This is a genomic window from Streptomyces sp. TSRI0281 (assembly GCF_001905125.1).
GTDB lineage: Bacteria > Actinomycetota > Actinomycetes > Streptomycetales > Streptomycetaceae > Streptomyces.
Genome location: NZ_LWLE01000012.1, coordinates 399,107 through 423,961, shown reverse-complemented (window position 1 = coordinate 423,961; position 24,855 = coordinate 399,107). Strand labels below are relative to the sequence as shown.

Genomic DNA, 24,855 nt, shown 5'->3' with positions numbered 1-24,855 from the left:
GGTCAGCCTTGTGGAGGCTGCTGGGGTGGACGTGGCGCCGAGCCCGGGATGTTCAGCCTGATACGGGTGGTGACGTCGGGTGCGTCGGCATCGGGCCAGGGCCATGCCACGCCTCTGGTGACAGCCGTGCTCCACGGCGCGTCATGGGCCCGGCCCGACGACCGAGGCCCGGAGGTGTCGTGTACCGCAGATTCGTGGAAGGAGTCCAGCGCTTCCAGCACGTCCTGCACACGGGCGATCTCCAGCTGGACTTCCTCACGCCGTCGGATCGACTGCTCGATCTCGCGCCGCATCGTCAGTGACTGGCTCGCCAGGGCCTCCCATACCCGGTCGGCCTGCCGGGCCGCTTCGGTGAGGATCGCCTTCGCTTCCTCACGGGCCGCCGCCACGATGGCCCGGGCCGACCCGGTGGCTGCCGGGGGCACGGGCGTCGTGACGCTGGATGCCCGGAGCGGTCGTTCGGCCCCCTCCCGCACGGCCGTCACCTCGCGCCAGGAAGCCTCCGCCGGCACCGCGGCGGCCTCCTGGCGCAGCCGCTCCGCCTCCGCGTAGCTCTCTTCCGCGTTCTGCGGGGCGGTGCGTGCGCGGTCCGGCAGCGGGCCGGAGCCTGCTCGCTTCTGACGCGCTCTGGCCGCCGCCCTGGCGGCGATCTGCGCTTCACGGGCGCTGCGCCACAGCTTCCGGAACTCCTCCATCTTGGCGTGATCGCCGGGAGCGAGCAGCCGCACGAGTTCCAGCGTGAACTGCTGCGAGGGCAGCCGTTTGCCGTTCAGTGCCTCGGAGACCGCGGCCGGAGACAACGGGACCTCCCGCCTGGCACCTCGCGAGATCTGCCGCAAAGGAGGTGTACCGGAATCCAGGTGCACCGCGCGCAACCGATGGGCGAACACCCGCAGTGCCTTGTCGTAGGCAACGGCCAGGGCGTCGGCCGAGGGCTCGGCAGCGTCCACCACCTCTTCTCCGGGCTCTTCGGGGACAGCACCCAACGTCGGGCTCCTTGTGTTCGTTCCGGCACGTTCCGTCACGCTAGTCGGCTGCGCGCGGGGCTTCCGGGTGTTCCAGCGAAAACCACCGAACGAATGGCGTTTCGGCCGAACACCCTGCCGGTTCGGATTCGTCTTCGTCCGTTCGCCCGGCTGGTCTCCGGCCCGACCGTGTTCTCCCATGGAGTCGTCGCAAGGAGAGGACGCCGGTGATCCGCGGAGACGGACCCGGCGCGAGCAACCGGAGGAGTCACCATGACGGGGAATCGCCGTACGGGTCGCGGGGGTTGGCATCTGAGCCTGGACGGCAGGGGGCTGGAGGTCGGCGCGGGCGCGCATCTGCGTCTGTCGGTCTCGCTGGCCGCGCTGCGCTGGATCATGTGTCTGGGCGGAGCGACCGCGGCAGGCTGTACGTACTGGACACGGCTCGGCCGCTGAGACGCGGACCGGGTGCGGGCAGGACGGCGGAGCCCGGCCGAGTCGAAAGTCGCTTGATCGAACCGGAGGTTCCGCATAGCGTCCGCGAGATGGAGACAAAGCCTCTCGTCCGGCGTTACCAGACCTCCGACGAGGCCGAGGTGATGGCGCTGTGGTCGAGTGCCTCGAAGCTGGCCCACCCGTTCGTCGAGGGTGAGGGCGAGGGTGAACGAGCCCGCAAGGTCCGGGAGGTCTATCTGCGCGAGGCCGAGAACTGGGTCGCGGACGAGGACGGTGTCGCCGTTGGCCTCCTGGGCCTGATCGGCAGCGAGATCGGTGGGCTGTTCGTCGCGCCCCGGGCTCAGGGGCGGGGAATCGGGCGGGCGCTGGTGGAACATGCCGCGACGCTGCGCGGCGATCTGCTGCTGGAGGTGTTCGAGGCGAATCCCGGGGCCCGCGGCTTCTACGGGCTCATGGGCTTCGAGGAGCGCGAACGCCGCGTGGACGAGGAGACCGGGCACGTCCTGATCGTCATGTTCCGTCCGGGACGCTGAGCACGTCGCCCTGAGGGCTGGTGGACGTCGGGCTCCGGCAGTCGTCGGGGGCGGCCCGCATCGTTCGGCGGCCCGACGTCCGTGACTGTCCACGAGAGCCTGTCCCACCGCATAATTCAGCGGTGAAGAGCAACCACGTGATTCTCGACCGGGAACTTCCTTTCCATGAGCGGATCCGGCAGGCCGTCGAGATGTGGATCCACGAAGGCCGTGGCACCGACCAGCTGGTGACCGGCAAGGCGTTCTTCGCGATGTACTCCTGGCATCTCCGGCACTGGACCGACCATGACATCGCGTGGGCGGAGTTCGCCGCCGCCTCGTACCACTCCCTCGGTGGCAAGGACGGCTGGGAAGCCATGCTGCGTGAGCGGGCCAACTGCGATAGCTGCGGCGACAGATACCGGCTGGAGAACATCGGGCTGTGCACCGGATGCATGCGGTACACGTGCTACGACTGCGGCGCCCACGGGTCCTGCGCCGGCGAGATCGTCTGACCCCCGCGGTCGTCGGGATCCGTCGGGTGTACCGGGCCCGGCTCGACCGGCGGTCCGGCCCGGCTCACCCCCTCCGTGGGCCGGGCACGTTCTGTTGCCGCCGCGATGACCTCGGCAGGGTCAGTGGCTCACGCCGTTCTCCGCCGCCTGGCTCAACAGCGGCTCCACCAGGGGCGGCTGGAAGCCCAGGGCCAGAAAGGCGACGGGCCGGGAACCGCGCCGTGTGATCTCGAACCGGTAGAAGGCCATGAAGAGGGACTGGGAGGTCATCATCTGTATCCCCATCACCTCGGCCCACGGGACCGCACTCCGCGGCTGTCCGAACAGACCGGTGATGACCAGGCCGTCCCTGAAGAGGTAGCACCTCCTGAGCCCGAATCTGGCGGAGGCGCGGCCCCATGCCCATCTGAGCCCGATCGCGACCAGCGCCACGGAGATCGTGATGGCGCCCTTGGTGAACGCCGCCGTGGGCCTGATGTACACGAGGGAGACGAGGAGCGCCAGGCACAGCCCCAGGAGGAGCCGTCGACCGAGCTGGGCAAGCCCTCCCCCCAGTCCCGCGACGGCATAGTTGCCCCGCGCCTCGCCGAAACCCGCCCTGTTCACGCCTGGTCGCATGCTGAATCGTCTTCCTGGTAGGTCATGTGGGGTGAGGGCTCCTTGTCGGTGCGCGGGGGCCACCGGGTCATTGCCTGGTCCGCGCGACGAGTTCGGCGAGCAGACGGGTCCGGGGAACCATCCGCGTGACATCGACGTACTCGGAGTCCGCGTGCGCGCCGGCGCCCACAGCGCCCAGGCCGTCCAGCGTCGGACAGCCGACCGCCGCGGTGTAGTTGGCGTCGGAGGCGCCGCCGACGGCGCGCCCGCGCAACGGTTCCTGACCCAGTTCGTCGGCGATCCCGGAAGCGAGGGCGAACAGGGCGGCGGAGGACTCCGGTCCCATGGGCGGACGTTGCCTGCCGCCCAGCACCTCCACCCTGGCTCCGGGTGTCCGCGCGCCGAGCCCTCGTACCAGCGCGTCGATCCGGTCCTGCTCCGCGGTGGTGGGCGCTCGTACGTCGAGCGCCAGCCGCGCCAGCGCGGGCACGGTGTTGCGCGCGCTTCCGGACGACATCAGGGTGGGGGTGACGGTCGCGGCACCCAGGGGTTCACCGTCCGCACCGGAGGCGGCCGACGAGGCTCCGGAAGCGGCCGACGAGGCTCCGAAGCCGGCGATGGCCAGCACCTGGTGAGCGATCTCGACCGTGGCGTTGACCCCCTTCTCCGGTTCCTGGCCCGAGTGCGCGGCCCGGCCGTGCACCACGACCTCGTATCGCGACGTGCCTTTGCGGGCGGTCTTGAGCGCGCCCTCCTCGTCGGCGGCCGCCTCCAGCACGAACGCCGCCGCGCATCCTCGCGCGGATCGCTCGATCAGCTGCCGGGAGGTGGTGGAGCCGACCTCCTCGTCCCCGTTGACCAGCACGCACACGCCCTCCGGGGAAGGCAGGGAAGCCAGTGCGTGGAACATCTGCACCAGACCGGCCTTCATATCCAGAACTCCGGGACCGCGAGCCCTCCCACCGGCCACCGACCAGGGGTGGGTTTCGAGTGAGCCGATGGGCCACACCGTGTCGTGGTGCCCCACCAACAGGACCCGTGGCGTGCCGAAGCTCCAGCGCAGATGAGTCACTCCCCCGATCACGATCGTCTCCGGCGCGACCCCCAGCAGCCTCGCCCCGAGGGCACCGACCACCTCGGCGCTGCGCGCCACCGCACCCAGGTCGGCCGAGTAGGACTCGCAGACCACGAGCTCCTTGAGGTCGGCCAGCATCGCCTGCAGGTCGAGGTCGTGCTTCCCGGTCACCGGTTCCACCCCGTCGTCGCTTTCCGTCGTAACACCGCACGTCCCCCTCGGATCTCATGGGCCTCTGATGGAGCGGCGGAGCTCGATTCCGTTCCGGAGCACCGCCGCGTGAAACGACGCTAGGACGGGACCCGGCATTCCACCAGCGACTGGTTTGCATGGAAGCCATGCGTTTGAGGAATGTGTTGAGGGAGGATGGTGCGGTCGGCGAAGGCAACCGGAGGGCGGTAAGAGAGTGTTCGAGAACGATGCGCTGCGGCTGTTCGTGACCGTGGCGGAGAGCGGTTCGTTCACGGAAGCGGCGGTCCGGCTCAGCTACACGCAGTCCGCGGTGTCCCGGCGGATCGCCGCGCTGGAACAGCGGGCGGGCGGGGCCCTGTTCGACCGACTGCCTCGCGGCGTACGGCTCAATCCGGCCGGTCGCACGCTGCACCGGCACGCCCTGGAGGTGCTGGACCGGCTGGCGCGGGCGGAGCGGGAGCTCGCCGTGCTGCAGGCCGGCCTCGGTGGACTTCTGCACGTCGGAGCATTCGCCACCGCGAACATCTCCTTGATGCCCGGCGCTCTGCGGGCACTGCGGGACGCCAGGCCGGAGGTCGAGGTGGTCGCGGCCGAAGGCCCGACCGACACCCTGATGCGGCGGCTCTCGGACGGGGCGCTGGACCTCGCCGTCGTCAGCGACTACCCGTCCGGCCTGCCGCAGGCCGACGGTGTCACGACGACCGTGCTGTGCGAGGACGAGTTGTGCGTCGCGCTTCCGCGAGGGCACCGGTTGGCCGGTGCCGGCCGGATCGACCTGCGTGAACTGCGCGACGAGGCCTGGCTCCAGAGCGCTTACGGTGACCGCCCGACGATGCTCGCCGACGCCTGTGTGCGGGCGGGATTCAGCCCAAGGAAGATCATCAGGATCGCGGAGTGGACGGGCAAGTTCGGTTACGTGGCCGCGGGACTGGGGGTGGCGCTCGTTCCCTCGCTGGCCGCTCGGGCGGTCCCCGGGACGCTGGCCGTGTGCCGCCTCACCGATCCGGCTCTGCGCCGGACTCTGTATGTGGCTCTGCCCTCGGCGCCGCTGCCGGCCGCCCTGGAACTGCGGGACCTGCTGCGTGCTGCCGTCGACCGCGATCAGTGGGATACGTAGGTCCTCGTCCACGCCTGTCCACGGAGCCGGGTGCGGATCGACGCGCGCCCGTACGTGCCCGTACGCGCCCGTATGTGTCCCTGCGTGTCGGTGCGCGCCTGATACCGCGCGCCCGGTCGCAGAGGGCGCCCCTCGACCAGCCGTAGTACGGTCGGCGGCCCGCGGAGCGACAGGAGGCCGCTTTCCCCCGATGCTCCCGCAAAAGGCAGGCCCCGAGGGGCGCGACCCGGATCGGCCACCGCGCGAGGCGTGGGCGTGGGCACGGGCCACCTGTGACGGGACCTTCACGGCCGTGTCCCGGTTGTGTGCCATCTGGTGTTCGGCCGAAATTCGACGTTAGCCTGACGGCGCTCGGGGTGTCCCCGGGGCGTCGGAACAGATGAACGGGAAGCAGGAACAGACGTGGGCAGACGTGACGGGCACGCGGTGTCGCGCAGGCGGATACTCGGGCTGGCGGGGACAGGGCTGGGGCTGGTCGCGTTCGGGGCCGGGGTCGTGGGGTGCGGTCCCGAGAAGAAAGTGGATGTGCCGGGCGGCAGTGCCGCACCGGGCGGGGACAAGAACGGCGACGGTTTCACCACCCCACCGCCGGGCACCGCGCCCGAGCCGCTGTGGCGGGCCGACGCGGCGAACAGCAACCTGTCCGGCATCGACGCGCTCGCGGTGACCGGTGACCTGGTTCTGGTGGCGGGCGACCCGCTGGTGGGACGGGACATGGCCGGCGGCAAACAGAAGTGGTCGCGCGCCGGGGTCACCACTCCCGGAGCCGAACTCGTCATCGGCGGTGGAACGCTCTATCTCACCAGCGCCGAGTACGACGGTGATGTGGTGGGTCTGGACCCGGCCACGGGCAAGGAGACCTGGCGCAGCCGCCTGGGCGAGAAGTATCAGCTGCCGCGCCCGATCGCGGCCGACGACCGGCATGTGTACGTCCTCGCCGGCATCCTGGAGAAGGACTTCTCCACCCCGAACAACGTGATCGCCGCGATCGACACCACGTCCGGCAGGATCGCCTGGCGCGAGCAGCGCGACGCGGGGACCGAGGAGTACGGCATCACCGCCTCGGTCGTCGACGGGCACCTCATCTACACGGACTACCGCGAGAACGTGACCGTCCGTGACACGGCGACGGGCAGGCAGGTGTGGACGAAGAAGATCAGCCGGTCCAACCGCCGTCACTTCGCGGTGCACAAGGATCTGGTGATCGTGGCGGACGGGCGGCGGCTGCGGGCACTCTCACTGGCCGGGGGCAAGGACCGCTGGTCGCTCCGGACGGAGGAGTTCAGCACGTTCAACGACCCGCATGTCCTGGACGGGGTGCTCTACGTCTCCGACAGTGTGCGCGGCATGTGGGCGGTGGACCCCGGCACGGGCAGGCGGATCTGGCACAACGAGGACCTGCTGGAGTCGGCCACGCAGGCATGGCAGTTCGCCAAGGTGGGCGGCACCCTGTACGGCGCGACCGAGTTCGACAAGGACGGCGGTGTGCACGCCTTCGACGCGGCGACCGGGAAGCTGCGCTGGACGTACAACGACAAGTCCGGTGACATCCAGCAGTGGTACGTGGCGGCGGCGGGCGACCGGCTGGCCGTGATGCACGGGAAGCGGCTCTACGCCCTGCCCGCCGTGTGAAGGCCGCCGTCCGGCACGATCACCTTCGTGTCGAACCTGCCATCGATGACGTACACGCGCACAGGCACGGTTCTCCACGAGATCGGCGTGGTGTCCACGCGGCGGGCCGGGGAAGCCTCCAGGTGCGAACCGGCGATCAGTGGGTACAAGACCCATGACCCGAGTTGGTGCGGGTATGTTCCCCCGCCCGCACGCATCACCGAGGCCCCGTGGTTCGCCCATGGGGCCTCGGCTGTTTCAGGTGCTCCCACGGGCTTCCGCACCGGCACCGCCCGCGCCGGGAGCCCTCCGCACCGGTGCGGTCCGCAGCGGGGCCGTCCGCGCCCGGACCGTCCGCACCTGCGGCCGCAGCACCCGGGCGGGCGCTGCAACCCTGCGGGATGTCCCGTTCAGCGCGGCGTTCTCCAGCGGCGGCCGCCCTTCGCCGCCGCGACCAGTGCGGGCACCGTGCCGAGCTTGACCCGCGGGCGGCCGTGCTCACGGCCGCGTGCCCGCTCCGCCCGGTCGATGGCGGCCAGCCCCCGGGCGTCCACGACGTCACGCCCGCGGCTCCGGGCGAGACGGTGGAACGCCTTGGGCGGGTGGACCGGGGAGGCCAGGGCGCCCGCGATCGCGTCGGCCAGCAGCGTGCCGACGGTCTCGGCCGCGCAGGTGCGGTTGGCTCCGATGCCGCCCGAGGGGCCGCGCTTGATCCAGCCGACGACGTACGTCCCGGGCATGCCCGTCACCCGGCCGCCCTCGTGCGGTACGGTCCCGCCCGACTCGTCGAAGGGGAGGCCCGGAACCGGCATGCCGCGGTAGCCGACCGCCCGCAGCAGCAGGCCCGCCGGGATGTCCTGTTCGCCGGGACCGTCCGTCACGCGCACGCCTGCGACGCTGTCGTCACCGAGCACCTCCACGGGAGCGGAGTGGAAGCGGAAGACGATGCGCCGGCCCGGAGCCGGCGGACGCGACCAGTCCGGCGTCCGGCGGGGCACGTCCCGCAGCAGGGCCGCCTTCTCGCCCGGCGCCGCGTTGTCGATCGCCGCCCCGGTCCGGGGATCGTGGTCGTCCACAACGAGTTCCACGCCGGGCAGATGCCCGAGGGCGAGCAGTTCGGAGGCGGTACAGGCCGCGTGCTCGGGGCCCCGTCGGCCCAGCAGGACCACCTCACGCACCGTCGAGTCCCGCAGTGCCGCGAGGGCGTGATCGGCGATATCGGTACCGGCCAGCGTGGCCGGATCTGTGACGAGGATGCGCGCGACATCGAGAGCGACATTGCCGTTGCCCACGACGACGACCCGTTCCGCGGAGAGGCCCACGGACTCAGGCGCGACCTCCGGGTGGGCGTTGTACCAGGACACGAACGAGGTGGCCGAGCCACTGCCGGGCAGATCCTCGCCGGGGATGCCGAGCCGGCGGTCGGTCGAGGCACCGACCGCGTAGATCACCGCGTCGTGGTGCGCGGCGAGTTCCTGGGCGGTGATGTCCTTGCCGACCTCGACGCCCAGATGCATCCGTACACGGGGATGGGAGTGGAAGCGTGCGAAGGTCTCGCCGACCTTCTTCGTCGCGGGGTGGTCGGGCGCCACGCCGTAGCGGACGAGACCGCCCGCCACCGGCAGCCGGTCGACCAGCGTCACCTGGGCGTTGGTGTGCAGGAGGAGATCCTCGGCGGCGTACATGCCGGCCGGTCCGGTACCAACGACCGCCACGCGGATCGGCGCGAAATCGGACGGCAGGCCGCGCGCGAAGGACGGCTCGCCCCAGGCATGGAAGTTCGGTCCGGCGGGGGCCGGCTCGGGTTCCTTGTCCGCGAAGTAGGCGGCGTTGATCGCGGCGTACTGCTTCTGCGCACCGAAGAGGCTGTCCACGGGAAAGATGGCGTCGACCGGACAGGCATCGGCGCAGGCACCGCAGTCGATGCACGTCGCCGGGTCGACGTAGAGCATCTCGGTGCTGCCGAACGCCCGTTCCTCGGGGGTCGGATGAATGCAGTTGACGGGGCATACGGCGACGCAGGTGGCGTCGTTGCAGCAGGTCTGGGTGATGGCGTAGGTCATCTCGTCAGCTCGGGTCGTCGGCTCGGATCAGGTCAGATCAGCGCGGCGCGCTTGTAGAAGAACAGGGCCGGTTTCGTCAACAGCCGGGCCGAGGCCAGGAACTCCATCAGACCCGAACAGCTGGACCTCATCAGGGACTTGTGGTGCTCGTTGGCCCTGGCCTCGGCGCGGGCCCGCTTGCTGTCGAGGCCCGCGTTCGCATAGACGTCGCGGTTCACCATGCTGGTGACGATGTAGTACGAGGCGATCGCCACCACGAACGCGTTGATCTGCCGGCGCACCGCGCCCGCGTCGCGCAGCCGCTTGCGGGTCTCGTCACGGGCGAACTTCATGTGCCGCGACTCCTCCACCACATGGATGTTGTTGATGGTGCGCACGAAGGGCGCGACCCGGTCGTCCCTCATCCAGTCACGCTGCATCACGTCGAGCACTTCCTCGGCGACGAGGATCGCCGCGTACACGGCCTCGCCGAAGGCCAGGGTCTTGAACGCCCGCCCCAGCTCCACCACCGCCCGGTGCGGCCGGTAGGCGGGGGCGCCCAGCTTCGCCGCACCCCTGGCGAACATGATCGAGTGCCGGCACTCGTCGGCGACCTCGGTGAGCGCCCACTGGAACCGGGGGTCGGTCGGGTCCTTGGCGTACATGTCGCGCAGCACCATCTGCTGGAGGATCATCTCGAACCAGATGCCCGTACTGGCGACGGACGCCGCTTCCTGACGGGTCAGCGCCTTGCGCTGCGCGTCGGTCAACTCCGCCCAGTAGGCGGTGCCGTAGAGCGTGCTCCACTCGGGGCTCGCGCCGTGGTCGTCCTTGTTGAGCGGGGTCTCCCAGTCCACTTCCGTGGCCGGGTCGTACGACAGCTTGGCAGCCGATTCGAGCAGCCGTCGGGCGACGTCCTGCTCGGCGGGGCGGCCCTGGTCCTCCGGCCGAACGGTGCTGCTTGCCATGGTGCGGCTCCTTGAATCGAGAGATCGACCCGACGCTGCCCGACCGGTGTCCCATCGCGTGCGCGTCCGATGAGATCGATGGCCGCCGAGCGCCGCCACGCTTGTTAGACACCGCGTCTAGCAAGCTTATTAGACGCAAGGTATAGCAAGAGTGCCGCACGGGCCTACCCCCGCGCCAAGAATCTGTACGAGCCCCGCACGACCCGACGGCACGGTCCGGGCGCCACCGGGACCCATGCCGGGCGGGCGGACATCGCCGACGGCCCGCCCGGGCGAACATGCTTGCCCGTCAACGGAGTTGCTGAGACGGACAGCCGGATGCGGCTGGTCAAGGCGGGGGCGAGACGGTTCGGACCGCGTTCCGGACGGAGGCTGCGCAGCGGTTCGCCGATTTCGGTCACGGCCCGCCCCCTGACCTTCGTCGGCCGGGCACCGCAATCGATGATCGCTGCCCAGGGCCGGCAACGAGCCCTGGGCAGTGATCCACATGAGCCGCGGGCTCGGGCCCTTTACGATGCAGTGAGGCGCGGAATCCCCGAGGCCGGACGCCGACAGGGCTACGTACCGTGCGGAAGGCAACCCACGCGGGAGGCGTTCATGGCGATACGGCATCGCCTCATCCACAGCCCGCCCCACCAGCTCTGGGCAGTGCTGCGGGACCCGTCACGCTACGGCGACTGGGTCGTCGGCACCGATTCCTCGCGTGCGGCGGACGGAATCTGGCCGGAGGTCGGATCCTCGATCGAGTACGCGGTGCGGCTGGGCCGGAGAGAGTTCCACGGGCGGACCGTGGTCCGTCTGCTGGATCCCCCCAGGGCCCTGGAACTGGAGGCGCACAGCGGGCCGTTGGGCACGGCCCGGATCGCCTTCGACATCCGGCCGTGGGACGATGACACCCTCGTACTGGTGGATGAGCACCCCCTGCAAGGAGTCGGCGGCCAACTGCACAACGCTGCCGTGGACGCCCTGCTGCAGATACGGCACCGCGCGATGCTGCGCCGGCTCGCCGAGGTCGTCGAGTCGCGTGCCGAAGACGACGCCGACGCCGCGTGACGACGACCCACCGACGGTACGAACTCATTGATGACACCGGATTCCCCAAGGCACCCTCGCGGCCGATGTCCAGGGGCGCGGCGGGATACGTAGTGAAGGACTCCCCACCCGAGTAACTGGTCGACGCAGGCCGCCGTGTCCACGCCGGCCTGCGCTTCGTGGATCCGGCCCTCGCCGCGGAGGCTCCGGCCAGCGGCATGAGCCCGCTGAACGGACGCGAGACGCGCTTCCAGCAAGGGCAGGCGCCGTGTGCGTAGCCACCCACACCCTGTGATGTTCAAATGTCTGATGTTTGTGTACGGTGTCTCCATGAAACGCATCAGTGCACCGCGGCGGACGGCCAGCCTGTCCGCTCAGCTCGTGGACAGTCTCCGCTCGCACATCGAGTCGGGCGGGTGGCCGGTGGGGACGCGGATCCCGCCGGAACAGGCCCTCATCGAGGAGCTCGGGGTCGGACGCAGCACGCTGCGGGAAGCGATCGGTGCGCTGGTGCACCTGGGCCTGTTGGAGCCCCGGGCCGGGGACGGCACCTATGTCCGCGCCTCCAGTGAGCTCCAGTCGGTCATGGTGCGGCGGGCGAGTTCCGCGCAGCGGGACAACGTGCTGGAGCTGCGGACCGTTCTGGAGGAGTACGCCTCGGGAGCCGCGGCCCTGCGCCGCAGCGAGAGCCAGTTGCAGCAGTTGCAGGAGCTGCTGGCCGATGCCGACGCGGCCTGCGCCGGTGAGGACACGTCCGCGGCCACGGGCGTCGACGCGCTGTTCCACCGGGCCGTGGTCCGGGCGAGCGGGAACGACCTGCTGATCGAGGTGTACGACTACCTCGGTACGGCGCTCACCTCGTCCCTGGGGGGTCTGCCGTGGGACGCCGTCCACGCCGAGGAGCACGCCCGTATGCACCGGCGGCTCGTGGACGCGATCGAGGCCCGGGACCAGGGCGGCGCCCGCGACGCGGCAGCCGCGATCGTCCAGCTCACCCGCGACCACGAGACCAGGACGCCACGAGCGGCGGAGGACCTGTGAGTTCGCGCCCGCCTTCGATCTCCCGTCAGCACTCCGCCTCCGGATCACCCACCGCCGATCCCGCCCGGCACGCCGTGTCGGTCGGGCTCGTCGTCGCCATCTGCCTCGTGGCGGCGAACCTGCGCACCACCCTCACCGGTGTCGGCGCACTGCTGCCGGAGATCGAGCACGGCAGCGGCCTGACGTCGAGCTGGGGCGGGCTGCTGAGCACCTTGCCGCTGCTGACGTTCGCCGCGACGTCGCCCCTGGTCGCCCGCGCCTCCCACCGGTGGGGCAGCGCACGCCTGCTGGTGGCGGCGCTCGGTGTGCTGGCCGTCGGAACGGTGATCCGCTCCCTTCCCTCCGTCATCTGCCTGTTCGCCGGAACGGTGATCCTTTCCGCGGCCATCGCGTTCGGCAACGTACTGCTGCCCGCTCTGATCAGGCGGAGCGTGCCCGCACACCGCATCCAGGCCGTCAGCGCTCTCTACGTGACCGTCATGGGGCTCATGGCCGCGGTCTCCTCCGGGATCTCCGCACCGCTGGCCCACACCGTGCCGGGTTCCTGGCGCACCGCGCTGGCCTGGGGCCTCGCCTTCACCGTCGCGGCGTTCCTCGCCTGGCTGCCCCGGATACGGGGTGACAAGCCACCGGAGTCCACCGGCGCGGCCCACAGCCCGGTACCGTGGCGGTCGCGGCTCGCCTGGCAGGTCACCTTCTTCATGGGCCTGCAGTCCCTGGCCTTCTACACCGCCGTCGCGTGGCTGCCCAGCATCCTGATCGACCGCGGCACGAGCAGCACCACGGCCGGATGGATGCTCTTCTACTACCAGGTGGTGGCCCTGGCGGCCAGCAGCCTCCTGCCCCTGCTCACCCGGGGCCGGCACGACCAGCGCTGGACCGCGGCCGGGGCCTCGTTCCTCGTGGCAGGTGGCTTCACCGTACTGGTCGCCGCCCCCGCGCTGTCCGTCCTGGCATGCACCCTGCTCGGACTCGGCGGCGGCGCGTGCCTCGTCCTCGCGCTGACCTTCCAGAGCCAGCGCGCCGGCAGCTCCGGCGAAGCCGCCGCACTGGCGGGCATGGCACAGTCCATCGGCTACCTCGTGGCGGCGACCGGGCCGCTCCTCCTGGGCATCCTGCACGACACCACGCACAGCTGGAAACTTCCGCTCACCGTCCTGGCCGTCCTCGGCATCGCCACGGCGGTCGCCGGACACGGTGCGGGACAGGACCGCCACATACATCAGCCCTCCCGCTGACACGACCGCCCTGCCCGCACAGCAACACCGCCCGCATGAACACGTTTGCACGGCCGCGAAGGAGATCACACGTGTCCCGCTGCCGGCTCTTAACCGACGAGTTCGACGCACGTACCGACCGACGAAGCGCCCATCTGTACGCGACCGACGCCCAGTTCCGTGACACCGCGCCCCTGGACACCGTCACCGAGGCGATCGGGCGGCCCGGACTGCCGCTCGCCGCCCTGGTGGCCATGGTGATGGAGGGGTACGCGGACCGCCCCGCCCTCGGCGAGCGTGCCACGGAGCCGGTCACCGACCCGGACACGCGCCGCACCACGCTGCGCCTCCTGGAGCGGTTCGACACACTCACCTACGGCGAACTCCGGGAACGGGTCGACGCTGTGGCCTCCGAGTGGCGCCACCACCCCGAACACGCGCTGGAACCGGGCGACTTCACCGTCGTCCTCGGTCCCACGAGCGCCGAAGAAACCGTGGTGGATCTGGCCTGCGTCCGCTCCGGCGCGGTGTCCGTTCCGCTCCAGGCCGGTGCCTCGGCGGAACACCTGGCCCCCATGGTCGAGCAGACCGGACCGCGCCTGCTCGTGGTGCACATCGACCACCTGGAGGTCGCGGTCGAGTTGGCGGCGAACGCCCACTCACTGGGCAGGATCATCGTGATGGACCACCGCGCCGAAGTCACCACCCACCAGGAGGAATGGGATGCCTCGCGCGCCCGGCTCGCGGCGCGGGACCGGAGCGTGGCGCTGGACACGCTGGCGTCGGTCATCGACCGGGGAAGGACGCTGCCGTCGCTCCCGCAGGTCCCCGACGGGTCGGCGGCCGACGCGCTCAGCGCACTGATCTACACCTCGGGCAGTACCGGCCTCCCCAAGGGCGCCATGTACACCGAGCGTCTGGTCAGGCAGTTCTGGGTCGACTTCGTACCCGGTCAAGGGGTTCGGCCCGCCATCACGCTGAACTACCTGCCCCTGAGCCACATGATGGGCAGGGGCATGTTGTTCGGCACGCTCGCCAAGGGAGGCCTCGCCTGCTTCGCGGCGTCCAGCGATCTGTCGACGCTCCTCGAGGACCTCTCCCTGGTCCGTCCCACCGAGTTCCTCGTGGTTCCCCGCATCTCCGACATGTTCTTCCAGCACTACCGCGCCGAGCTGTCCCGCCGGACCGGGACGGGTGGCGGTGCGGCCGGGCCGGCGGAGCAGGTCATGGAGGAGCTGCGGGAGAAGGTCATGGGCGGCCGCCTCCTGTGGGCCGTCAGCGCCTCGGCCCCGCCGAGCGCCGGGACGACGGCATTCGTCGAGGACTGCCTCCACGTCAGGCTGCTCGACGGCTACGGGTCGACGGAAGGCGGGATCGTCTCCCTCGACGGCCGGTGCTGCGCCCGCCGGTGACCGACCACAAGCTGGCCGACGTACCCGAGCTGGGATACTTCGGCACCGACTCGCCGTACCCCAGGGGCGAGCTGCTGATCAAGTCGGACCGGCTCGTCCCCGGTTACTTCCGGCGCCCGTACGCCACCACCGAGGTCTTCGACGAGGACGGCTTCTACCGTACGGGCGACATCATGGCCCGCGTCGGCCCCGGCGAACTGAGGTACGTCGACCGCCGCTCCAACGTCCTCAAGCTGTCCCAGGGCGAATTCGTCACCGTCTCCCGCCTGGAGGCGCTCTTCAGCGGCAGTCCGGCCGTCCGGCAGATCTTCCTGTACGGCAACAGCGCCCGCGCCTACCTGCTCGCGGTCGTCGTGCCGACGGAGGACGCCCTCGACCGTGCCGCCGGGAACGTCCGGCGCCTCGGGGAGTGGGACGAGCTGTCAGCCAGGTTTCGCCCCGAGGCCTTCCTGCGGCTCAGCTGCTTCGCAAGCGCGGACGGGCGTGTGCTGTCGAATGTCGGCGGCTGTCCGGGTCACGCTGCAATCGCGTCCTCACTGGCCAGGAACGGATTCAACAGCATGAGCAGGGCGTGTGGTCGGTGCAGAGGAATGATGTGGCCACAGTCCTCGATGACGTGTCCGGTGAGGTCGTCGGTGAGGGGGCGGAGTTGGCGTTCCAGCGCGGCGCCGACAGGGTGTGCGCCCAGCGCCAGTGTTGGCACCGTCAGACGGGCGGTGGTGACGGCCTGCGAGATCTGCAGTGCGCTTTCGGGCAGAGCCCGGTAGTACGAGAACGCGCGGCTCAAGGCGTGGCTGCCCGTGTATGCGTGGACAAAGGCGTCCCGGATGGCAGGGGGCACTCCGTCGCCGAGCGTGCCGGTGTGCAGGAACCAGTCGATGTAGGCGGCCTCGTGGCCTACCAGCACGGTCTCGGCGAGGCCGGGCGCGGCGGTATGGAAGCCGAACCACCACGGCGGGCCGCCGGCAAGAAAGTCCTCGGCGCCGGGCAGCCCGCCCAGCACGGACTCCATGAGGACCAGGCGTCGGACGAGACCGGGGTGACGCAGGGCGAGGAGGAAGGCCGCTGGGGTACCCGCGTCGATACCCACTACGGCGGCCGAGGACACGCCGAGTTCGGTGAGAAGCGCTGCGGCATCCTCGGCCAGGGTGCCGGCGTCATACCCGGAGGCGGCCGGGCTGCTCGCGCCGAATCCGCGCAGGTCCGGCGCGATGACACGGTAGCGGTCGGACAGGTCGGCCATGATGTCCGTCCATAGCTCCCAGGTGTGCGGAAAGCCGTGCAGCAGCAAGACGGCCGGGCCGGATCCGGCGAGGGCAACGTTGAGTTCGATCCCATTGACAGGGACACGTCGCAGTTCGGGCACGGAGGGGCTCCAGGGCTGGTGAGGGCTGGTGAGGGCTGGTGACAAGGTCACGCTAGGGAACTAGCCTGGTCCTTCCAAGACGGCACTTTCCCCTCAGGTGGTGAGCCCCGGGTGACCACGTCCATGCCCGGCGAACCCGGTCGGCGGCCGGGTGAGCGCGGCGATCTGCTGGACCCGCGCTGCCCGACCCGCCAGTTGCTCGACCGTATCGGTACCAAGTGGACGTCGATGGTGGTCAAGGTGTTGGCCGAGACGGATCCCGGCGAACTCCGGTTCGCAGAACTTCGGCGTCGCATTCCGGGCATCTCGCAGAAGATGCTGTCTGTCACGCTGCAGAGCCTGGTCCGTGATGGCCTGGTCGCGCGTCGCGTGGAACCCACAGTGCCGCCCGCCGTCCACTATCGGCTCACCGAGCTCGGCCTGTCCCTCGAAAGGCCGCTCTCCGCCCTGCGGGTCTGGGCCGAGACACACATGGCCGAGATCGACCGCAGTAACCGGCTCGCCGGGGCCTGACTTCCCTGCCAGGAAGAGCGACGGTCACAGCCAATCGTCGATGGTGGCAACGAGGACGGTCGCCTCATCATTCATCGCTCAACATCCGCTTTCGATACACGCTTTAGTCCCGCACCCACGGCCCCAGCTTCTCCGGATTGCGGACCGCCCAGATCCGGGTGACCCGGCCGTCGGCGACCTCGAACGAGGCCACGGTCATGACGGCTCCGGCACGCTGGGCCACCAGGCCCGGCACACCGTTGACCGACCGCTCCAGGAGTTCGAGCCCCGGAGCCTTGTCGGCGATGGCGACCATGTACTGGGCGATGCGCGCACCGCCTTCGATCGGACGTAGGACGGTACCGACCATGCCGCCGCCGTCGGCGGTCATCACGGCGGCCGGGTCGAGGAGGTCGACGAGGGCCGCGATGTCCTTGGTCTCCCATGCCTCTTTGACCTGCCGCACCGTGTCGGCCTGCCCGGCCGCCACCGCCGGAGTTCGCTCGACACGTACCCGGCGCCGGGCGGAGGCCGCGAGCTGCTTGCAGGCCGCAGGGGTCCGGCCGAGGACGTCGGCGATCTCGGCGAACGGGTACCGGAAGACATCGTGCAGGACGAACGCCACCCGCTCGGCGGGTGTCATCGACTCCAGGACGACGAGGAAGGCCATGGTCACCGATTCGTCCAGGACCAACTGGTCGGCGGGGTCGGTGCCATGGCCGTGGTCCCACTCGGCGTGATCGGGCAGCGGATCGGGCAGCCACGCCCCGACATAGCGTTCACGCCGGGCCCGCGCCGAGCCGAGCACGTCCAGACAGATACGTCCGGTCACCGTGGTCAGCCAGGCACCGGGGGAAACGACCACGTCCTGCCGACTGCGCGGCAACGCGTACCAGCGCGCGTATGCCTCCTGCACGGCGTCCTCGGACTCGGCCAGTGAACCGAGCAACCGGTAGGCGACATTGATCAGTTGGCGCCGCTCGCCGGCTATCCCATCGGTGCTCGCCCCAGCTGTCCCCATACTCCCGATCACCTCCTCGCCTTACCTTTCGCAGGCCCGCGTCGTCGGGCTGGTGAGACCTTATCGATCTACTGCCCCCGGGCAGAAAAGGGGACCGCGGCATGGCAACCCAGGCGACGGCACAACGCCGCTTCTCGTTTCTGCGGATCACGATCATCCTGCAGACCCTGACCATCTTCCTTCAAGCGGTCTCCGCCGGACTACTGCTGACCTCGTCCTACGGAGAGACGCTGCACAGCGCCGGAGCCCGCGTGATGTACGGGGCGTCGATGTTGTACGTGCTCGCGGCGGTGCTGGCGTGGAAGCCGGGCGGCGGCTCGCCCCGGCCCATCTGGTACGCATCCGGCTTCCTTGTCCTCGCCTCGGTCCAGGTCGCGGTCGGTATCGCGCACATACCGTCGGTCCATCTCCCCCTGGGCGTCCTGATGTTCGGACTGAGCGTGCTGGCGCTGGCGCGGCGCTGAGGTCGGACACCAACGCCTGCACGGATCAGCCGGAGCCTGTCCGGCTGATCGGGCGGCATCAAGAGGCACGGTCGACGGCCCAGGCCGCATCCGCGGGCGGAGAACCGGCGGCAAAAATGTGCGCGACGATCCTGAATGCCTCCGCGAGGGGCACCGTGTCCTCGTCCGGATACTCATCGCTCTGGCCGTTCGCCAGAACGAAACCCCCGCTGCGGCCCTCGGCACCCGGGTCCACAGCATGCTCGCCGGGGTCACCCGCACCGTCGAGCAACATCACCATCGCGCGTTCGGTGTTGGACACGATGGCCAAGGACCGCCCGGACGAACTGGTCAGCCATGTCTCGCACTGCCCGCCGCCGATCCTCGTCCGGAGCGTCGCCACCACCGCCCCGGGCGACATCGGTGCAGTGGCGTCGCTGAGCACCCAGGATTCGATCACGCCCACCAATGTCTCACCACCACGCCCGAGCGACGCACCGAGCATGCCCGGCTCTCACGAGGGTGACATCTTCGGGCCGTCCGGCGCTGGAATGAGTGCGGCCCCCGGCAGTCGGCGGCCGGGGGCCGCGCCCCGGTACTCAGCGGGTGCGCGGGTCAGCGTTGCGCCGCGGTGAATCGTGCAGAAGACGCATCCGCTGTGTCCCACCGGCTTCTCCTCGGACGAGGGAAGGCGGCCCCACCCCATCAGATCCCCAGCCCGTGGGCCAGTCGTTGCTTCTCTAGCGAGATCCCTGTTGTTGCAGATCCGTGTTGCTGGAGTCGGGTACAGGAGCCGTCACCCATTCGGGTGACTGGTGAGGGGTTGAGGTCCCGGCGTGACGTGGGGCTATGCAGGATCCTGATGTGAGATGGAAGGTCTACTTTCACGAGGAACGGGCGGATCTTCTCCTAGTAGTGCTTGGTCATGTGCGGTCTGTGATGGCGTGTTTTCTTGATCGGTCGTGTTGTTGACCGTGTGTGCTGAGTGGGGAGTTGGCTGCGGTCCGGTGTGATCTGGAGGACTTCGCGGCGGAGATGTTCGAGCCGTTCGCGCGGGCGGATCAGCGTCGGTGGGGCGGGGTCTATCTGCGGGGCCTGCTGCTGGAGGGCGGGCGCAAGTCGGTGGAGCCGATGGCCGCCCGCCTGGGCGAGGACGGGACCGGCAGGCCCTGGCCCACTTCGTGACCTCCAGCCCGTGGGACGCGGCTCATGTGCGGGCCCGGCCGGCCTGGCGCATGCAGCCGGTCATCAAGCCCACCGCGCTGGTCATCGATGACACCGGGTTCCTCAAGGACGGAGACGCGTCGGCGTGCGTGACCCGGCAGTACACCGGCACCGCGGGGAAGGTCACCAACTGCCAGGCCGGGGTCTCCTTGCACCTGGCGTCCCACGGCGCCCCGGCGGCGGTCAACTGGCGTCTGTTCCTGCCCGGGAGCCGGGATCCCGCCTCACCGAAAGCCGTTCCGGTCAAGGTCGCCCGCCGTGACAAGTGCGCCATTCCTGCCCAGGTGGGCCATGCCGAGAAGTGGCAGCTGGCCCTCGACATGATCGACGAGACACGGTCCTGGGGCATCGAGGTGCCCCAGGTCATCGCCGACGGCGGCTGCAGGGACACCGCCGCCTTCCGGCTCTGCCTGGAAGAACGCGGTCTCCACTACATGGTGGGCATCTCGACCACGACCACCGCGCAACCCGAGGACGCACAGCCCTGCACCCCGCCCCACCCCGGCCGGGGGCGGCGGCCGGTTCCTGCATACCCCGAGCCGGCCCAGAGGGTGAAGAGCCTGGTCATCGCGGCCGGGAAACGAGCCGCGCGGCCGGTGCAGTGGAGGGAGGGATCACGGCCCGGCAGTGGCCGCAGCGGACACAAGCGCATGTACTCGCGCTTCGTGGCCCTGCGGATCCGGCCCGCCGGATGTGAGATCCGCAAGGCCACAGCAGGCACCGGGCTTCCGATGCGCTGGCTGCTGGCCGAATGGCCCGCCGACCAGGACGAGCCCGTGCAGTTCTGGCTCTCCAACCTGCCCGGGACCACCCCGCTGCCGGTCCTCGTGCGCACCGCGAAGCTCCGCCGGCGCATCGAGAACGACTACCGCGAGATGAAACAGGCCCTCGGCCTGGCCCACTTCGAAGGCCGGACCTGGCCAGGCCGGCACCACCACGTCACCCTCGTCTCGGTCGCCCACGCCTTCTGCACCCTGCAGCGACTGAGCCGATCCCCAAAAGAGACGGCGCCGGCCTGAGCCTCTACCGAGTCGTCCGCGAACTGCAGATACTCCTCGCGACCTGGACCGGCGCCTGCCCCACCTGTCACCGCAACATGCCAGACCCCGCACCAACATGACCAAGCACTACTAGGTCCTTCTGGACCCGAACGGGTGGGAATGGCGGTTCGCCTGGCGAGTTGTGAGGCGTTTTGCCTAGGCTGCTTCGGCATGAAGGGGTGGCCAGCAGGGGCCACTTCGCGGTGATGGGCGCGGGAGAACAACCGGTGGACGGCTACGGCAACAAGTCCGGCAAGTTGGTGCGGGACCGGATTCCGCAGATCATTCGCGAGGATGGGGCCGAGCCAGTCACCTACACCGCGGGTCCGCAGGAGTACCGCGACCGGCTGCGGGACAAGCTCTGTGAGGAGGCCGCCGAGGTTCTGGAGGCCGACGATGAGAAGGCGCCGGAGGAACTCGCGGACGTCCTGGAGGTCGTGCTCGCGCTCGCCGCGGACCTGGGGATCGACACGGCCCAGCTGGAGAAGATCCGCGAGGCCAAGGCGAGCGAGCGCGGCGGCTTCGCGGAGCGGATCGTCTGGACCGGCAACCGCTGACCGCTTCGGCGAGAAGTCGGTACACGACTTCGTACCCAACGTGGTACGCGGTTGGGGACGTTGGTGGGTACGCGGCTTCGTGCACCACGTCGCGGACGGCTGGGGACGTTCGTCCGTACGCCTTTACGCGGCCGGTTTGGTCAGGACCACATGGCAGACCCCGGGCAGCGGCAGCACCGGAACTTTGTCAGCGGGCAGGAGCCCGGCCTGGCGGGCCAGCGCGGTGATCTCGCCGGGGGCGATGCCGCGCTGGAAGGTTCCCTTGGACTGGCTGGACCAGAACCCGTCGTGATGGACGCTCCAGCCGCCGTCCGCGGCGGCCTTGGTGATCTCCTCCGGTGAGCGGGTGACGACCACGAGATGCCCGCCGGGGCGGGCGAAGGACGCCGCGTCCTTGAGGGCCTGGATCCGCTGCCAGGGGTCGGGCAGCACATTGAGGACGAACATCGAGGTGACCAGGTCGAACCCGCTGTGTTCGGGGCGGGGCCAGCCGAAGTCGTCGTGCGGGTCGAAGCCCTCGGCGGTCAGTCCCGCCGAGCGGTAGTGGGCGACGTCGGCGCCGCGGCCGCAGCCGTGGTCCAGGACGGTCTTGATGCCGAGCGAGCCTGTCAGGCGCTCGGTCACCGCCCGGGAGGCCGGGGAGGGCGCCTGACGGCTCATCGCGGTCTTATGGGGCTGATACTCCCGTCGGGTCGGGGCGGCGGCGGGCCCGTCGCCGGTCAGGTCGCTCAGCGCGAAGAGCACGTCGTCCGGCTCGGCCGCCTGCAGGGACAGCGGCAGGTCGATCAGCAGCGCGGAGTGGTCGGTGAACGCGGCTGGACCGCTTCGCACCGAGGAATCCACGGTGACGGTGGTCGTCTCCGTCAAATGGCCGCTGAGCAGGGCGAGATCACAGCGGAAGCGGCTGGGCTGGCCGTTCAAGACCCGCTCGAAGGTGAAGACAGGCACCTTCTCGGCGGTGGTGTCGTCCAGGGTCGCGGACTGCGTCAGCTGCTGCAGAGCGCGTCGTTCGGCCTCGGTGGTGAAGGTGCTGGTCTCCTCGCCGAACAGGCCGTCCTCGGGGCGGGGGGCGAGGTTGAAGTCCCCGCAGACCAGCAGCGGGCGCCCCTTCTCGGCGGCGGCCATCGCGGCGAGTTCGGCCAGCTGGGCGGCCCGGGAGGCACCGGCATAGGCGTCGAGATGCACCTGGAGGACGAGCATCCACTCCAGCTCGACCCGCTGGACCCACGTCTGGGGGCAGGTCACGGCGGGCGGGGCGAGGTCCTCGCTGATCCAGGCGGCCAGATGCCCGTCCCCGCCGGCGAAGACGAAGCCGCCCAGAGCAGGCGGCGTCCGCTCGGCGGGCTTGAACGGCTCCTGGGCGAGCACGATCTTCACGCCGTGCTCGCGGAGCCAGGCGGCGAGGTTTGAGCGGGCGCCGGAGGCGCCGAGTCGTTTGTTGAGGTTGACCGAGGCCAGCAGCACGAGGGTCCTCCAGGGTTACAGGGGCAAGGGCCTGCCGGAGGCGGCCTCCTCGCGGAAGGCCTCCCACAGGATGTTCAGCGGGTGAGAGGCCTCATACGTCTCGCGTTCCCCCTTGCGGGCGAAAACGCCGGAGACCAGCTGGAGCATGGGGTCGAAGTCGTCGGCGAAGTCGATGAGCCGGAAGTCCTCGCTGGTGGGCAGGCGCCCGTCGACGGCGGCCTCACCGATGGAACGGGCACACAGCATGCACCCATAGGTCATGCGGGACCTCAGCAGGGCGAGTCCGTAATAGATGTCGTCAATCTCGGCGGCGATCTGCAGCTGCGAGCGGAAGTCCGGGCCATACCAGCGCTCGACGAAGTCGGTGATCACCCCGCGGGAGGGGATGACCAGCGGCAGGCTCCGCAGCCGGTCGATCCCGACGGTCTTGGCGGCGAGTTCGCGCACCGGCAGGTTCGTCAGCAGGGCCAGACCCTCGCGATGCCACTCGAGGAAGTCGTACTCGGGGGCGACCCGCTCGGCGGCGGCGTCGGCCGCGAGCCCGCCGCACAGCAGGTCGACCTGGTTGGAGTCCAGGCGTTTCCAGAAGTCGCGGGTCCGCACATGCACGACCTTCAGCTCGATCTCCCGCTCCAGCAGCTGCGGGGCCACCCGCTCCCACACCCGCCCCAGAAAGCCGAGGGTGAACTCGGTGGTCCCCACCGTCAGCGTCGAGCCGAGCCGGCGCCGGGAGTCGGCGATGCCCTGCATCCAATCGGCAAAGGTCGCCCGTCCGCGCTCGACGACCTCCAGCCCGGTCGGGGTGAACAGGAAATCCCGGCCCCGCCCCTGTTTGACCACCAGCAACTCGCCGGTCAGAGCCTGGAAGTTCCGGTTGAGGATGTCCAGCTGCTTCTGCACGCTGGACTGCTCTCGCCCGAGAATCTTCGCCGCGGCCAGTGCGGTCCCCGCCTCCCGCACGACGATCAGCGTCCTCAACTGGTCCCAGGTCAGGTCCAGAAGGTCGGAGGAACACGAGATCAGATCGGCGCGGAACCCCTCCGGGCCCGGCACCTTCAACGGCCCGGACGGCAATGACGGCACCATGACGTCCCCTCCCTGACGCGGCTTCATTCAGCTTGCACTGTCCGCACGGCCAGCAGAACTGAACTTCTCCGCATTTCATCCCGAGAAAACCTTTAAATGCCCAATCGGACATATGGATATCGCGGAGTATCCCGGGGAACATTTCAGCAGCCGCCTTCGATCCGGAAGGCGAGGACCACAGCGCTGCCTGAACCCCCGGGGGTGAGCCATGCTCTCAGCCGAGTCGATCAACTGGCTGATCAAACAAAACGCTCTGGAATGGTCTGGCCAACTCCGTGGCGATGGGCTGCTGTTGACGCTCGGCTCGCCTCTGCAGCCGATGGCCGCACCGAGCACGCAGGTGATCGACCTGGCCGATCAGGCGAGCATCGACGACCTCTACGGCGAGCCGGTCACCGACTGGACGAGCTACGAGATGATGCCCGGCGAGATGCTGCTGGGCTCGGTCGAACAGCCCCTGCGGCTCGGCGCCGGACTGATGGGCGTGATCGGCGGGCTGAGCCACCTGGCCCGCGTCGGCCTGGCCGTCCACATCACCAGCCCGTTCGTGCTGCCCGGCTGGAACGGACACCTGACGCTGGAGCTGGTCAACACCGGCCCCGCCGTCCTGCGGCTGCACCACGGCATTCCGCTGGGGCGCCTGCTCGTCTTCGCCCTGAACGGCCCCCGCCCCGACGACAGTGCACCTCACCCCTTCTACGGCCGCGAGGCCGACCTGAAGAGCCGATACGCCGACGAGTTCTCCACCGACCCGACTTCGAGGTGACCGTGATGGACTGCCAGTTCTGCACCGAGTTCGCCGCACGCGAGAGCACGACCCGGATCATCACCGAGACCGACGGCGGCTGGGTGCTGCTGCCCACCATCGGCGCCCTCACCCCGGGCTACTGCCTGTTCATGCCGCTTCAGCACCTGGACGCCGCCGCCGACGTCACCTCCGCCGGCCTCCAGCGCGTCGCCGAGGAGACCGAGGGCATGCGCGCGCTGATCCAGGCCCGCTACGGGCCGGTGATCCTGGCCGAACACGGCCCCCGCGACTGCGAGTTGGGCGCCTCCTGCTGCAGTCACTGCCACCTGCACCTGATCCCCGTCCCCGACCCGGACGAGATCACCGCCGCCTACCGGAAGATCGGTGGGCCGGGCCTGCGGCTCACCTCCATGACCGGCCTCCCCGCGGCCGCGGACGGCTCCTACCTCTACCTCTCCCCGCATCCCGGCGAGCACTACTACTGGCCCTCGGCGGGCTTCGCCCGGCAGTTCGTACGCCGCGTCTGCGCAGACCAGCTCGGCATCGGCGCCTCCTACGACTGGCGCGATCACCCCTTCACCGAGAACCGTCAGCGCACCTTCGCCGAGCTGACCGCCGACCTGCACCTCGCGGACGCCGCCTGAGCAAAGATGAGGAAGGAG

The 24,855-nt window shown here is 69.9% G+C and carries 24 protein-coding genes and 1 pseudogene; 15 read left to right on the top strand and 10 right to left on the bottom strand.

All coding sequences use genetic code 11. The annotated features are described in order from the left end of the window. Window positions 1–2: 2 nt before the first annotated feature. On the bottom strand, window positions 3–986 hold the full coding sequence (locus tag A6A29_RS19620) for a hypothetical protein (RefSeq protein ID WP_143197010.1): 984 nt from the start codon (window positions 984–986) through the stop codon (window positions 3–5). 252 nt (window positions 987–1,238) lie between these two features. Between A6A29_RS19620 and A6A29_RS19615 the strand changes: the two genes are divergently transcribed. From A6A29_RS19615 to A6A29_RS19605, 3 genes are all read left to right on the top strand, one after another. Then, window positions 1,239–1,421 carry a hypothetical protein gene (locus A6A29_RS19615; RefSeq protein WP_073721455.1) on the top strand — a complete coding sequence of 61 codons (183 nt, stop codon included), beginning with the start codon at window positions 1,239–1,241 and terminating at the stop codon, window positions 1,419–1,421. A gap of 89 nt (window positions 1,422–1,510) precedes the next feature. After that, window positions 1,511–1,954, top strand: coding sequence for a GNAT family N-acetyltransferase (locus tag A6A29_RS19610; protein WP_198953107.1), 444 nt, complete (start codon window positions 1,511–1,513; stop codon window positions 1,952–1,954). 122 nt (window positions 1,955–2,076) lie between these two features. Further along, window positions 2,077–2,448 carry a hypothetical protein gene (locus tag A6A29_RS19605; protein ID WP_073721453.1) on the top strand — a complete coding sequence of 124 codons (372 nt, stop codon included), beginning with the start codon at window positions 2,077–2,079 and terminating at the stop codon, window positions 2,446–2,448. A 120-nt stretch (window positions 2,449–2,568) separates the two neighbouring features. Here A6A29_RS19605 and A6A29_RS19600 read toward each other — a convergent pair whose 3' ends face one another. Then, window positions 2,569–3,066, bottom strand: coding sequence for a hypothetical protein (locus A6A29_RS19600; protein ID WP_073721451.1), 498 nt, complete (start codon window positions 3,064–3,066; stop codon window positions 2,569–2,571). Between the two features lie 67 nt (window positions 3,067–3,133). Continuing rightward, window positions 3,134–4,258, bottom strand: coding sequence for a M20/M25/M40 family metallo-hydrolase (locus A6A29_RS19595; RefSeq protein WP_073721789.1), 1,125 nt, complete (start codon window positions 4,256–4,258; stop codon window positions 3,134–3,136). A gap of 268 nt (window positions 4,259–4,526) precedes the next feature. Between A6A29_RS19595 and A6A29_RS19590 the strand changes: the two genes are divergently transcribed. Then, window positions 4,527–5,429: a LysR family transcriptional regulator gene (locus A6A29_RS19590; protein ID WP_073721449.1), complete on the top strand. Its 903-nt coding sequence runs from the start codon at window positions 4,527–4,529 to the stop codon at window positions 5,427–5,429. A 402-nt stretch (window positions 5,430–5,831) separates the two neighbouring features. Continuing rightward, complete coding sequence (locus tag A6A29_RS19585; RefSeq protein ID WP_073721447.1) at window positions 5,832–7,061, top strand: PQQ-binding-like beta-propeller repeat protein; 1,230 nt, start codon at window positions 5,832–5,834, stop codon at window positions 7,059–7,061. A gap of 389 nt (window positions 7,062–7,450) precedes the next feature. Here the strand turns inward: A6A29_RS19585 and A6A29_RS19580 are convergent, their stop codons facing one another. Further along, a complete protein-coding gene (locus A6A29_RS19580; RefSeq protein WP_073721445.1) occupies window positions 7,451–9,103 on the bottom strand; it encodes an FAD-dependent oxidoreductase in 1,653 nt (550 codons plus the stop codon). Window positions 9,104–9,135: 32 nt separating this feature from the next. Next, window positions 9,136–10,050 (bottom strand): AurF N-oxygenase family protein, encoded by a 915-nt coding sequence (locus tag A6A29_RS19575; protein ID WP_073721443.1) that lies wholly within the window; start codon window positions 10,048–10,050, stop codon window positions 9,136–9,138. A gap of 597 nt (window positions 10,051–10,647) precedes the next feature. Here A6A29_RS19575 and A6A29_RS19570 point away from each other — a divergent pair. The 4 genes from A6A29_RS19570 (at window position 10,648) to A6A29_RS19550 (ending at window position 14,752) form a co-directional block, all read left to right on the top strand. Beyond that, window positions 10,648–11,103 carry an SRPBCC family protein gene (locus A6A29_RS19570; protein ID WP_073721441.1) on the top strand — a complete coding sequence of 152 codons (456 nt, stop codon included), beginning with the start codon at window positions 10,648–10,650 and terminating at the stop codon, window positions 11,101–11,103. A 309-nt stretch (window positions 11,104–11,412) separates the two neighbouring features. Then, on the top strand, window positions 11,413–12,123 hold the full coding sequence (locus tag A6A29_RS19560) for a FadR/GntR family transcriptional regulator (protein WP_073721788.1): 711 nt from the start codon (window positions 11,413–11,415) through the stop codon (window positions 12,121–12,123). Then, on the top strand, window positions 12,120–13,361 hold the full coding sequence (locus A6A29_RS19555; RefSeq protein WP_073721439.1) for a CynX/NimT family MFS transporter: 1,242 nt from the start codon (window positions 12,120–12,122) through the stop codon (window positions 13,359–13,361). Before A6A29_RS19560 ends, A6A29_RS19555 begins: the two co-directional genes overlap by 4 nt. 71 nt (window positions 13,362–13,432) lie before the next feature. Continuing rightward, the gene (locus A6A29_RS19550; protein WP_073721437.1) at window positions 13,433–14,752 is read left to right on the top strand and encodes an AMP-binding protein; all 1,320 of its coding nucleotides are present in this window, start codon (window positions 13,433–13,435) and stop codon (window positions 14,750–14,752) included. Between the two features lie 514 nt (window positions 14,753–15,266). On the opposite strand, the gene A6A29_RS19540 is transcribed toward A6A29_RS19550, so the two are convergent. After that, the gene (locus A6A29_RS19540; RefSeq protein ID WP_073721433.1) at window positions 15,267–16,118 is read right to left on the bottom strand and encodes an alpha/beta fold hydrolase; all 852 of its coding nucleotides are present in this window, start codon (window positions 16,116–16,118) and stop codon (window positions 15,267–15,269) included. Between the two features lie 123 nt (window positions 16,119–16,241). Between A6A29_RS19540 and A6A29_RS19535 the strand changes: the two genes are divergently transcribed. Continuing rightward, window positions 16,242–16,631: a winged helix-turn-helix transcriptional regulator gene (locus tag A6A29_RS19535; RefSeq protein WP_073721787.1), complete on the top strand. Its 390-nt coding sequence runs from the start codon at window positions 16,242–16,244 to the stop codon at window positions 16,629–16,631. Window positions 16,632–16,734: 103 nt separating this feature from the next. On the opposite strand, the gene sigJ is transcribed toward A6A29_RS19535, so the two are convergent. Continuing rightward, window positions 16,735–17,631 carry an RNA polymerase sigma factor SigJ gene (gene sigJ / locus A6A29_RS19530; RefSeq protein ID WP_073721431.1) on the bottom strand — a complete coding sequence of 299 codons (897 nt, stop codon included), beginning with the start codon at window positions 17,629–17,631 and terminating at the stop codon, window positions 16,735–16,737. Between the two features lie 101 nt (window positions 17,632–17,732). Here sigJ and A6A29_RS19525 point away from each other — a divergent pair, with 101 nt between their 5' ends. Then, window positions 17,733–18,095 carry a hypothetical protein gene (locus tag A6A29_RS19525; RefSeq protein WP_073721429.1) on the top strand — a complete coding sequence of 121 codons (363 nt, stop codon included), beginning with the start codon at window positions 17,733–17,735 and terminating at the stop codon, window positions 18,093–18,095. A gap of 58 nt (window positions 18,096–18,153) precedes the next feature. Here the strand turns inward: A6A29_RS19525 and A6A29_RS19520 are convergent, their stop codons facing one another. Next, window positions 18,154–18,579 (bottom strand): hypothetical protein, encoded by a 426-nt coding sequence (locus A6A29_RS19520; RefSeq protein WP_241838551.1) that lies wholly within the window; start codon window positions 18,577–18,579, stop codon window positions 18,154–18,156. 473 nt (window positions 18,580–19,052) lie between these two features. Between A6A29_RS19520 and A6A29_RS19515 the strand changes: the two are divergent. Both A6A29_RS19515 and A6A29_RS19505 read left to right on the top strand, forming a co-directional pair. Next, window positions 19,053–20,317: pseudogene (locus A6A29_RS19515) on the top strand (IS701 family transposase). 200 nt (window positions 20,318–20,517) lie between these two features. Then, window positions 20,518–20,895, top strand: a complete 378-nt coding sequence (locus A6A29_RS19505; RefSeq protein ID WP_241838550.1) for a nucleoside triphosphate pyrophosphohydrolase — start codon at window positions 20,518–20,520, stop codon at window positions 20,893–20,895. 123 nt (window positions 20,896–21,018) lie between these two features. Here the strand turns inward: A6A29_RS19505 and A6A29_RS19500 are convergent, their stop codons facing one another. Beyond that, window positions 21,019–22,359 carry a methyltransferase domain-containing protein gene (locus A6A29_RS19500; RefSeq protein ID WP_073721427.1) on the bottom strand — a complete coding sequence of 447 codons (1,341 nt, stop codon included), beginning with the start codon at window positions 22,357–22,359 and terminating at the stop codon, window positions 21,019–21,021. 15 nt (window positions 22,360–22,374) lie between these two features. Further along, a complete protein-coding gene (locus A6A29_RS19495; protein WP_073721425.1) occupies window positions 22,375–23,445 on the bottom strand; it encodes a LysR family transcriptional regulator in 1,071 nt (356 codons plus the stop codon). Window positions 23,446–23,653: 208 nt separating this feature from the next. Between A6A29_RS19495 and A6A29_RS19490 the strand changes: the two genes are divergently transcribed. Next, window positions 23,654–24,211, top strand: coding sequence for a dCTP deaminase (locus A6A29_RS19490; protein WP_073721423.1), 558 nt, complete (start codon window positions 23,654–23,656; stop codon window positions 24,209–24,211). A 5-nt stretch (window positions 24,212–24,216) separates the two neighbouring features. Then, window positions 24,217–24,837, top strand: coding sequence for a hypothetical protein (locus A6A29_RS19485; protein ID WP_241838549.1), 621 nt, complete (start codon window positions 24,217–24,219; stop codon window positions 24,835–24,837). Window positions 24,838–24,855: the final 18 nt, after the last annotated feature.